This window comes from Alphaproteobacteria bacterium, assembly GCA_025800285.1.
In the GTDB taxonomy this organism is placed as follows: domain Bacteria; phylum Pseudomonadota; class Alphaproteobacteria; order JAOXRX01; family JAOXRX01; genus JAOXRX01.
On sequence record JAOXRX010000015.1, the window covers coordinates 1 to 2169 of the forward strand.

The 2169-nt window shown below is 28.5% G+C and carries 3 protein-coding genes; 1 reads left to right on the forward strand and 2 read right to left on the reverse strand.

Annotated elements, in window-relative coordinates; all coding sequences use genetic code 11:
• Both OIF36_00080 and OIF36_00085 read right to left on the reverse strand, forming a co-directional pair.
• Positions 1-645, reverse strand: a 645-nt coding sequence (locus OIF36_00080) for a hypothetical protein (protein MCV6598868.1), incomplete at its 3' end; no start/stop codon positions are given.
• A gap of 11 nt (positions 646-656) precedes the next feature.
• Entirely contained in the window at positions 657-1637 is a 981-nt protein-coding gene (locus tag OIF36_00085; protein ID MCV6598869.1) for a hypothetical protein, read from the reverse strand.
• Between the two features lie 106 nt (positions 1638-1743).
• Here OIF36_00085 and OIF36_00090 point away from each other — a divergent pair.
• Positions 1744-2169, forward strand: a 426-nt coding sequence (locus tag OIF36_00090; protein ID MCV6598870.1) for a hypothetical protein, incomplete at its 3' end; no start/stop codon positions are given.

Consider the following 2169-nt stretch of genomic DNA (forward strand, 5'->3'; position numbering starts at 1 on the left):
AACAGGGTTGAACAATACTCTTCTCGGATCTTGTGTAAAACTAAAACTAGGTGTTAAAGTACTGGTTGAAAAGCTGTATATAATATCCGTTTCATCACCATCTACAAGACTATCACTAATAAGATCACAATGTACATTCAATATTTCACGATCTTGACTTAAATTTGGTATATGATCACCAATGTTTTCAGAAGATGATAAAATCTTTTTATTGAAACCAATGAGATCATTAAAATCTGACTGTGTTAAATCTAGTTGATAGTTTTGTGCTAATGTTACTATGACGCGGAAAATAGTGTCATCAAACTCAAGTGTTATTGGATATATTGGATTGTTTGATGATCCAGTGTTGATATTATCTTTTAAAAAACGATTAAAATCAACATAGTTCCAAACGCCTGATCTAAATGATAAATCAGTCCAATTTGAACCATTATCAGACGAATATCTGATTTTTTGATTATTTAATTCTTTTGTTACATTAAACCAAGTAAATGACATCGAAATGATACGATTAAGACCAATTTCATATTGTTTATTTGAATCTAACATTATTGGATTTGTATATCTAATTGTGAAATCACCTGGCTTATTATTGTTAATGTTTTTAACTGAATGAGATGATAATATAAGCTGTCTTTCCATATATGATTAGTTTATATAAAGTAGTTTTTCATTATTTTAGTATATTGTGACTTGTTTAAAATAGAGTTTTTCAATAAGATGTCTAGAAGCGCTACTCCAGTGTTTCTCAACTCTATGCTATTATTACCTGCAACCATTGATCCAATGATTAGTTCAAGTTTCTTCATCATTTCTGCTGGATTATTGAAAAACTGTATTTGTCCACCTCGTTTACTTTTTTTCCTTAATCCTGATCCTTTTAAAGTAGTTAATCTTTGTTTGTTATAACCAATGTATTCATTTAAAACTTTTCTAGTATCTAGAATGATTTTTCTTCGATATTGAGCCTCAGCTTGAGTAATTAAACCACTTTTTAATTTTTTAGTCACATCTGTCGAATATCCTGTTAATTTAGATCGTTGATCTTTTGCATTTTTCAAGATTTTGTTTAAATAAGCTTTCCTCTTGTTATTATCCATATCCTCTTCTTTTAGACGTAATTCAACATCATCATAGTTCGGAATATTCAATTTGTCTAAAGCTTGGTTGACAGCATCCTCTTCAAAAATGGCATAATCAGGTCCTTCTTCTTCTTCATATTCAGGTGGTAAATCTTCTGGTTTATACATAAATTCAGGATCAATATGTATCTTTTTTTCACCTGATGCTATATCATCAAGTACATCTTCATATGATGGTGGTTTTGGTACTAATTGCTTGTTGTTCTGTGGTTCAACAAATAAATCTTCTAATCCATAATCAGGTACTTCATCATCAATATCGATTCCATAATCTGGAACGAGGCCTTTTCTCTTAGTCAATCTTCTCAATGGTGTTTTTGGAACTGTAAGTTCCATTAAACCAGATGTAATAGGTTGAAACAGTTTTTGAGCTTCAGCTTCACCCATTTGATCTGTTATTTTTTTTTGTTTTATTACTTCTTTTAATGTATTTATCTCTTTTCCAAGTGCTGATTTTTTATTAGCTATTTCTTTCCATTTAAGTAAACTCATTTATATTATTCATTTATATAAAAATAGTCTTATCATATATGAAAATAATCGCATAGCGTGACACAAAGCTAGTCGCATTGCTATTAAATTGTATAACATAATAAATATGAAGATACAAAATTACGATATTCATGACGATGATAATAACGATTTTACTCAATTACATAGTTTTATGCCCGACAGATGTTTCAGAATGCTTTTAACAGCTCCATCTGGTGGAGGTAAAACAAACCTTTTACTTGATATGATATACAGACTATTATACTTTGATAAAATATATCTTTATGCTCGTAATCTTCAACAAAAGAAATATAAACATTTATTACAATCTCTTGAATCAATATCAAATGATGTTGGTTATGATATAATCGAAGCAAGTAATAACGATATTATCCCTTTAACAGATTTACCTGATGAAAATCAAAAATTAGTTATATTTGATGATTATTTAAATACTGGGAAAAAAAATGATGAAAAAATACGAGATTATTTTACCAATTCAAGAAATAAGAATTGTTCATGTATATATTTA